The organism is Geomonas sp. (genome assembly GCF_035254065.1).
Taxonomy (GTDB): Bacteria; Desulfobacterota; Desulfuromonadia; order Geobacterales; family Geobacteraceae; genus Geomonas.
In genome coordinates this window covers 1-7,990 of sequence record NZ_DATFBA010000065.1, presented here as the reverse complement: position 1 = coordinate 7,990, position 7,990 = coordinate 1, and the positions used below count along the sequence as shown (strand labels likewise).

At 64.3% G+C, this 7,990-nt stretch carries 6 protein-coding genes and 2 riboswitches; all 6 genes read right to left on the bottom strand.

The window, feature by feature from the left end; translation table 11 throughout:
* Nucleotides 1–13: 13 nt before the first annotated feature.
* Nucleotides 14–2,326: a fibronectin type III domain-containing protein gene (locus tag VJ604_RS03520; RefSeq protein WP_324079997.1), complete on the bottom strand. Its 2,313-nt coding sequence runs from the start codon at nucleotides 2,324–2,326 to the stop codon at nucleotides 14–16.
* A gap of 158 nt (nucleotides 2,327–2,484) precedes the next feature.
* A riboswitch (cyclic di-GMP riboswitch) is annotated at nucleotides 2,485–2,561 on the bottom strand.
* Between the two features lie 151 nt (nucleotides 2,562–2,712).
* A riboswitch (cyclic di-GMP riboswitch) is annotated at nucleotides 2,713–2,789 on the bottom strand.
* Nucleotides 2,790–3,026: 237 nt separating this feature from the next.
* Nucleotides 3,027–4,010, bottom strand: coding sequence for an SrkA family protein kinase (srkA, locus tag VJ604_RS03515; protein ID WP_324079996.1), 984 nt, complete (start codon nucleotides 4,008–4,010; stop codon nucleotides 3,027–3,029).
* 198 nt (nucleotides 4,011–4,208) lie between these two features.
* Nucleotides 4,209–5,726 carry a class I SAM-dependent methyltransferase gene (locus VJ604_RS03510; RefSeq protein WP_324079995.1) on the bottom strand — a complete coding sequence of 506 codons (1,518 nt, stop codon included), beginning with the start codon at nucleotides 5,724–5,726 and terminating at the stop codon, nucleotides 4,209–4,211.
* Nucleotides 5,727–5,760: 34 nt separating this feature from the next.
* Nucleotides 5,761–6,333, bottom strand: a complete 573-nt coding sequence (locus tag VJ604_RS03505) for a hypothetical protein (protein WP_324079994.1) — start codon at nucleotides 6,331–6,333, stop codon at nucleotides 5,761–5,763.
* Nucleotides 6,334–6,423: 90 nt separating this feature from the next.
* The gene (locus VJ604_RS03500; protein WP_324079993.1) at nucleotides 6,424–6,591 is read right to left on the bottom strand and encodes a hypothetical protein; all 168 of its coding nucleotides are present in this window, start codon (nucleotides 6,589–6,591) and stop codon (nucleotides 6,424–6,426) included.
* 12 nt (nucleotides 6,592–6,603) lie between these two features.
* On the bottom strand, nucleotides 6,604–7,990 hold a 1,387-nt coding region (uvrA, locus tag VJ604_RS03495), incomplete at its 5' end, for an excinuclease ABC subunit UvrA (protein ID WP_324079992.1).

Sequence of the window (7,990 nt, the reverse complement as noted above, 5' to 3'; positions counted from 1 at the left end):
GCTGCTGCTACTGCTACTGGAGCGCGACCGAGATCGCGTTGATCTGTGCGGCGGTCAGGTAGGAGAACTGTTTCATGGCGCCGACGTTCTGGATGCCGGCGGTGATCATCGCCGGGGTGGCACCCTTGTACCGCGAGGTTGCCAGCGGCCCGTGGCAGCCGGCGCAGTTGGCGGTATAGAAGGCCGCGCCGTCGAAGGCCGCCGCCGCGGTGCCGGCTGAGGCCTGCGCCGAGGCGGGCCCTTCGCCGGCCGCGTTGACCGCGGTCACCACGAAGTAGTAGGCGGTGCCGTCCAGGAGGCCGGTCAGCACGTAGGGGCTGCTGACGTTGACCACCTTGTTGCCGGTGGCGGTGGTGACTCCCGAAACCGTCGAGTAGTAGAGGTTGTAGGAGGTGGCCCCGGAGACGGCACTCCAGCTTACGGTGACCTGCTTGGTGCCGCCGGTGCCGGCCACGCCGGTCGGAGCGGTCGGCAGCACCGGTGCCGGCGCTGCGGTGGCAGCGGAAACCTGCGCCGAGGCGGCGCTTTCACCCGAGCTGTTCACTGCGGTCACCACGTAGTAGTAGCTGGTGCCGGCGGCCAGACCGGTCTGGAGGTAGGGGCTGGTGGCGCCGGAGATCTTGGTGCCGCTGGTGGTCGTGACGCCGGTCTTGGTGGACCAGTACAGGTTGTAGGAGGTGGCGCCGGAGACGGCCGGCCAGCTGACGGTTACCTGGTTGGTGCCGCCGGTGGCGGTTACTCCGGTGGGAGCGGCCGGGATCGCCGGGGGAGGGGCATTGGTGGTGGCGCTGGCCTGGGCGGAGGCGGCGCTCTCGCCGACCGCGTTGGCCGCGGTGACCACGACGTAGTAGGTGGTGCCTGCGGAGAGGCCGGTCAGCACGTAGGGGCTGGAGACGCCGGCTTTCCTGGTGCCGCTGGTGGTGGTGACCCCGGAAGTGGTGGAGTAGTAAACGTTGTAGCTGGTGGCGCCGGAAACGGCCTGCCACGATATGGTCGCCTGGTTGGCGCCGCCGGTGGCGGTCACGCCGGTCGGTGCGGCCGGCGCGGTCGGGGCCGGGGCCGGAGTGAGGGTAGTGGCCGCCACCTGCACGGAGGCCGCGCTCTCGCCGGCCGAGTTGACGGCGGTGACGATGAAGTAGTAGGTGGTGCTGTCCGCCAGGTTGGTGACCACGCTGGGCGAGGTGGCGCCGGAGAGCTTGGTGCCGCTGGTGGTGGTTACACCGGAGCTGGTGGAGTAGTAGACGTTATAGCTGGTGGCGCCGGTCACGGCCGGCCAGGAAACGGTGGTCTGCTTGGTACCGCCGGCAGCCATCACCCCCATGGGCGCGGCCGGCACGGTGACGACCGGCGGGGCGGCGTTGGTGCTGGCGGAAGCCTGGGCCGAGGCGGCGCTCTCGCCGGCCGCGTTAACCGCGGTGATCACGTAGTAGTAGGTGGTTCCAGCCTGCAGGCCGGTCTGCACGAACGAGTTGCCGGTGGCGGCGATCTTGGTGCCGTTGCCGGTGGTGACGCCGGCGGTGGTGCTCCAGTAGATGTTGTAGCCGGTGGCGTTGGAGACTGCGCCCCAGGAGAGCGAGACCTGGCCGGCCCCGCCGGTGGCCATCACCCCCATCGGTGCGGCAGGGAGCGTGGGGGTGCTCGGGACGCCGCCACTGTTGAACTGGCCGTTTTGCAGATCGGTGATGCTGCCGCTGAAGATGACCGCGCCGGTGGCGGCGTTGGTGATGGTGATGGTGCCGCTGACCAGACTTACCTTGATGTTGTCGAACATGCCATCCAGGCCGGTGTGGTCGGCGCTGTAGTGGCCGGTGATGGGGTCCGCGTTCTGGGCGTTATAGGCCATCAACAGCGGCTTCAGCTTGGCCAGCAGGGTCTGCATGGTGGCTGGCAGGTTGTCGCCGATCGTGCTCATGGTCCGGGAATCGGCGCTGGCATAGGGGTCGTCCATGCCGGCGGCGCTGGCCACGGCGATATGGGAGAGGGGGTTGGCGTTGGCGGTGCCGGAGGAGGCTGCGTATGAGTTGAGCTTGTAGGAGGTCCCGTTGGCGGTTCCGCTTGCCTGCAGCAGGAAGGGTCCCTTCATGCCGGTGACATCGATGGCATAGGAGCCGTCCGCGCCTATCACCGTCGTCTTGCTGGCGCCCCCGGCATCCTTGAGCTGGACCTGGCCTGCCAGTCCCGCCCCTACCGAGGCAACGCCGCTCACCACCTGGGTGGACAGCTTGGGGGAAGAGCCGCCGCCACCGCAGGCGCTGAGCATGACAGTGATGGCGATTACGAAGAGAGCCGACAGACAGCTGAACGTGTTTTTAACGGGTGCTACCATATTTCTTTGTCTCCTTACAGGTGTTGGTCGTCGAAGTTCTCACCAAGATCCCTCAGCCATTGCCCCAAGGCGGGATCTGCTGCCCCATGATCGGCAGCATCGGTCGGTCGCTCCGGCAGCGGGCACAAAAAAACCGGGACCGATCAATAGATTGATATTTCGGCACCCCGGCTATCTGCGTGAGACCCTATAGGTTTTCCGCCCCACCCTCGCGGATGGTTTAGTCTTGTCGTGTATCAACACCATAACAGTTTCCGCGATGATCGGCTCTGCCTGCATCATCGCCCCGTTGCCTTGGCAGGCCCCGGGTACTGCCGTCCTATCTCCTTGCCGTTTGTCTGAGCCCGGGCATAAAAAAAGCCGGGCGCGAATATCGTGTCTGATATTTCGGCAACCCGGCTGTCTCAATGAGACCCATTAGGCTTTCCGCCCCATCCTCACGGATGGTTAAGTATTATCGTATATCAATGTTCAAACTGTGGTTGGATCGTAGCACACAAAAAAACGAAAAATCAAATACTTTTTTACTGAGAAACGAAATTTTTTTGTGGCACAGCAAAAACCCTGTGACAGTCCCTTCGTCACCAGACACAGTCATGGCGTCAATACTGAGAGTTGTCGGTGGTACAGTGACAGATCTTTCTCGGCTCATCCAGTGCCACTGAGGCAGGACGCCGGGATGGTGCGGTGACCAGGATGGTCAGGGGAGTTCCAGGGCGGGCTCTTCCAGCGCGGCCAGCTGCTCGCGCAGTTGCAGGATGTGTTCACCCCAGTAGCGGGTGGTGTTGAACCATGGAAAGGTGCTGGGAAAAATGGGGTCCTCCCACCGGCTGGCGAGCCAGGCGCTGTAGTGCAGCATCCGCAGGGCCCGCAGGGCTTCCACTGCCCGCAGCTCGGCAGGGGAAAAGTCGCAGAACTCGCCGTACCCCTTGACCAGCTGGGCGAGTTGCGCGAGCTGGCGTGGCCGCTCGCCGGAGAGCATCATCCACAGGTCCTGCACCGCCGGGGCCATGCGGGCGTCGTCGAAATCCACGAAGTGGGGGGCGCCGTCGCGCCAGAGGATGTTGCCGGCATGGCAGTCGCCGTGCGCGCGGATGTAGCGCAGGGAGGCCCCCGCCATGATCTCGTCGATCCCCTGCAACAGCTGGGCGGTCACCGCCTGATAGCTCTCCCGGTACTCGGCCGGGATGAAGCGCTCCGCGATCAGTGCCACGCTTTGATAGCCGAAAGTGCCGCTGTCCAGGGAGGGACGCTCCCGGAAGGGACGCAGGGCGCCGATACTGTGAATACGCCCGAGCATCCTCCCCAGGATCAGCAGGTTCTGGTCATTGTCGAACTCGGGGGCATGCCCCCCCTGCCTGGGATAGAGGGCGAAGCGGAAGCCACCGAAGTGGAAGAGGGTCTCGCCGGAGGCATTTCGCCAAGGGGCCACCACCGGCAACTCGTGCTCGGTCAGCTCCAAGGTGAAGTCATGTTCCTCCACGATCTGCTGGTCGCTCCAGCGTCCCGGGCGATAGAACTTGGCGATCAGCGGCTGCCCCTCCTCGATCCCCACCTGGTAGACGCGGTTCTCGTAGCTGTTCAGCGCGGAGGTGCGGCAGTCGCAGCGAAACCCCTGGCTTTCCACGGCGTCCATGATGAAGCTGGGGGTGAGGGTCTGAAACGGGTGCTGGCTGTGCGGCATGAATTTGTTCTCCTGGCGCCGTGGTAGTTGGTACGCCGCTACCATAACATCAATCGCGCCGCCGGCCAAGGGCGTAGCTGCCAAAAAGGCTGTCGCTACCAGCGCCCTGCCGCGACCTGCTACGGCTTCACGTCCCCCCCTTGACAAAGGGGGGACAGGGGGGATTTGCCTTGGAGATTATAGGCCTACGGAATAGGGTTACAGGATGCCCAGCTGCCTGAGCAGCGGGAGTTTCAGAGCGCGGAAGGACTCTATCTGCAGTTTCAGCTCGGCCAGGTTCTCGGCGTCGGAGTGCAGCACCTCGCCGTCCCTGGTGAGCTTGTGACCGTGGTTCTTCATGTTCTTCCAGAGCCAGGGAAGGGGGTCCGGGTTCCTGTTGATCTCGCACAGGATCAAGAGCCGCTCCAGCCACTCGAGCTTGCAGGCGTTCTGCAGGACCGGCGAGGCCAGCGACTGCTTGTCCAGGTCGTTCACCTGCCGGTCGAGCAGCACGCTGTTGAACCTCCTGACCGACATCAGCTCGGGAAGTCCCGGCTCCACTGCCGGCATCAGGTATTCGGCGCAGAGAAGCACCATGACCGCCTCGATCACCCGCGGCATCCCCAGCTCAGCCACCTCCCTCCTCAGCATCAGTTCCTGCAGGCTCTGCGGCTTAAGCTCCAAAGCCTGCAGGATCGGATCGTACAGCGCGCGATCAAACAGCACCTCCCCGATGGGGAAGTGGGCCTTGCGCACCAACGTCGACTGCGGCGCGACCAGGGCGAACCGGCGGTTGCAGAAGTGTTCGAGCTGCAGGGAAGGGGCGAGCTTGGGCCGCCCCTTGGTGAAGACGTCCCGACGCAGCAGGGGAGCCGCCGTGAAGTCCTTCACCGTCTCCCGCATCACCCGGTCACTGACGCCATCGATCAGCTGCTGCTGCCGCTCGGAGAAGCGCAGCATGTCCTGGTTGTCGGCGAAATGGGCGGAGCCCGCGTAGGTCAGCCGGGCGGCGGCAAGATCACGCACGATGTCGGCGTGGTAGAAGAGGGTCCAGTCATGGTTGAAGAACTCGTGCGCCAGGTAGTTCCTGGGGAGGGTGCAGAGGTAGTCGAAAAATTCGCTGGTGGCGGGGTTCGTTTCGAAGATGGCGGCGCCAGCCTTTTTGAGCTTGTCGGCGAAGGCGATGGCCCGGTCCACCCGCTGATCCAGCGAGCCAGGTTGGGTGTCGGCAAAGGAGGAGAGGAGTTCGCGCAGGGGGGCGTGGGCGCTCCAGCCAGGCAGGCTGTTGTAGCTTAGGTAGACGACCCCGCCCGGCTTGACCTTTTTCAGCAGGAAATCCCGGATATGCTGGCGGTTGTCCGGCCCGACCCAGCTGTAGATGCCGTGCATGACCACGAAGTCGAAGTCGGGGAGCGGCAGGGAGTCCAACTCGGCGAAGCTCGCCTCCCAGAAGCTGACGTTCTGGAGCCCCGCTCTTTCAGACAGTTCGCGGGCGCCGGTGATGTGGGCGGGATTGAAATCGACCGCGTGGAACTCGCCTTCGGGATGGCAGGCGGCGAACAGGTTGACCGAGCCCCCCTGGCCGCAACCGAGGTCGCAGTAGGTGAAACCCTCCTTGATCGGCACCGGCTCGATGCTCTGGATGAGCAGCACCAGGTTCAGTACCGACGGCCCCAGTTCACGGTAAACGCCGTGCACGTATTCTATCTCGGTGACGTATCCGTCCTGCCACTCCATCAGCACCTCGGCGCGCTCGTTGCCGCCCCGGGTGCTAAAGTGTCGGCACCAGGCGCGTTAGTATCCCCACCGGCGCCTGGATCGGCCCCAGCGGGTTGATCTTGTCGTCCATGGTGTCCACCTGCGGCTCGCCACTGGAGAGTTTGTAGGCGACCGTGTGGTTGACGAAGACGATCAGGGCTTTGAACCGCCAGCCCGTCTGGTGGGTCTTGCGTCTGAAATTGAAGATGTCCAGCCAGAAATTGCCGACCCGCTTGCTGTCGATCCGAGCCGGTTCGAAGACGTAGGCGCGGCAGTCCGAACGGGCCCGGATGCAGGCCTGCAGCCCGGGGTCGAGTTCCGCGATGGGAATCGGCTGCACGCTGGAGGCGACTTCCAGATAGTTGAGGATCTTGATGTTGGGGGAGGACTTGATGTCGAAGCCGAGCAGCTTCAGGTCCTCCACCGTGGTGCGGCCGACGGTGATGGCGTCGAAGGCCCTCTTGGCTTCCGCGTAATCGGACCACGCTGATTCGGTGACATTTTTGCCCTTGGGCAAAAGCGAGGCGCAGCCGATCTGCAGCAGCAGGCAGATAACCATCATCAATCGCAGCAAAACCGGGCGCATGTCAGGGAACTCCGAATTTTTGAGAGCTGTAGTGAGAGGATAGTAGCAATTATACCGCGACTTTGTCCGCCCGATAGCGCCCGGGACCCCTTAATCTTTCTTTCTGCGCGATTTCAGGCCGCAATGCGGGCAGCGCTTGTCGGGAACCCCGCGTTTACAGGTGTCGCACCAGTACGACAGCAGGTTTTCCATTCCGCACGCCGCGCAGCCGTCGTGTTTCTCGCCGCAGCCGCACCCTTGCTCGTTCGCCACCGCCATCACCTCCGGTATTCAGAGAAGCTTCTTCAGGTACTGCCCGGTGTAGGAGCGCTCCACCCGCGCCACCTGCTCCGGGGTGCCGGTCGCTATGATCTCGCCCCCCCGGTCACCCCCCTCGGGGCCGAGGTCCACGATCCAGTCCGCCGTCTTGATCACGTCCAGGTTGTGTTCGATTACCACGATCGAGTTGCCGGCGTCAACCAGCTTGTGGAGCACCTCCAGAAGCTTGGCGATGTCGGCGAAATGCAGGCCGGTGGTCGGCTCGTCCAGGATGTAGATGGTGCGCCCCGTGGCCCGCTTGGAGAGCTCCTTGGCGAGCTTGACGCGCTGCGCCTCGCCCCCCGACAGGGTGGTGGCCGACTGCCCCAGCTTGATGTAGCCAAGCCCGACCTCCTCCAGGGTCTTCAGCTTCGACTTGATGCGCGGGATGTGCTCCAGGAAGAGGAGGGCCTGGGAGACCGTCATGTCCAGGACGTCGGCGATCGAGCGCCCCTTGTAGTGGACCTCCAGGGTCTCGCGGTTGTAGCGGGCCCCCTTGCAGACCTCGCACTGCACGAAGACGTCCGGCAGGAAGTGCATCTCGATCTTGATGATGCCGTCCCCCGAGCAGGCCTCGCAGCGCCCCCCCTTGACGTTGAAGGAGTAGCGTCCCGGCTTGTAGCCGCGCATTTTGGACTCCGGGAGCTGGGCGAAGATGTCCCTGATCTCGGTGAAGAGCCCGGTGTAGGTGGCCGGATTGGAGCGCGGCGTGCGGCCGATGGGAGACTGGTCGATGTTGATGACCTTGTCCAGCACCTCCAGCCCGCGGATCCCCCGCACCGCGCCCGCCTTCTCCCGGCTCTTGTAGAGCTGCTGGTTCAGGTGCTGGTAGAGGGTGTCGATCACCAGGGTGGACTTGCCGGAGCCGGAGACCCCGGTTATGCAGGTCATCACCCCCAGCGGCAGGTCGACCGAAACGTTCTTCAGGTTGTTCTCGGTGGCACCTTCGATGGTCAGGAAGCGGGTCCCCTTGCGCCGCTTCTTGGGGACCGGGATGGAGAGCGTTCCGGAGAGGAATAGTCCGGTCAGCGAATGGGGATTGGCCTTGATGTCAGCCGGCGTCCCCTGGGCGACCACCTCGCCGCCGTGCACCCCGGCGCCCGGCCCCATGTCGATCACCCAGTCCGCCTCCTCGATGGTCTCCTCGTCGTGCTCCACCACCAGGACCGTGTTGCCCAGGTCGCGCATGTGCCTGAGGGTATTGAGCAGGCGTGCGTTGTCCCGCTGGTGCAGGCCGATGGAGGGCTCGTCCAGGATGTAGAGGACCCCCACCAGCGAGGAGCCGATCTGGGTGGCCAGCCGGATGCGCTGCCCCTCCCCCCCCGACAGGGTGCCGGAGGAGCGGTCCAGCGACAGGTAG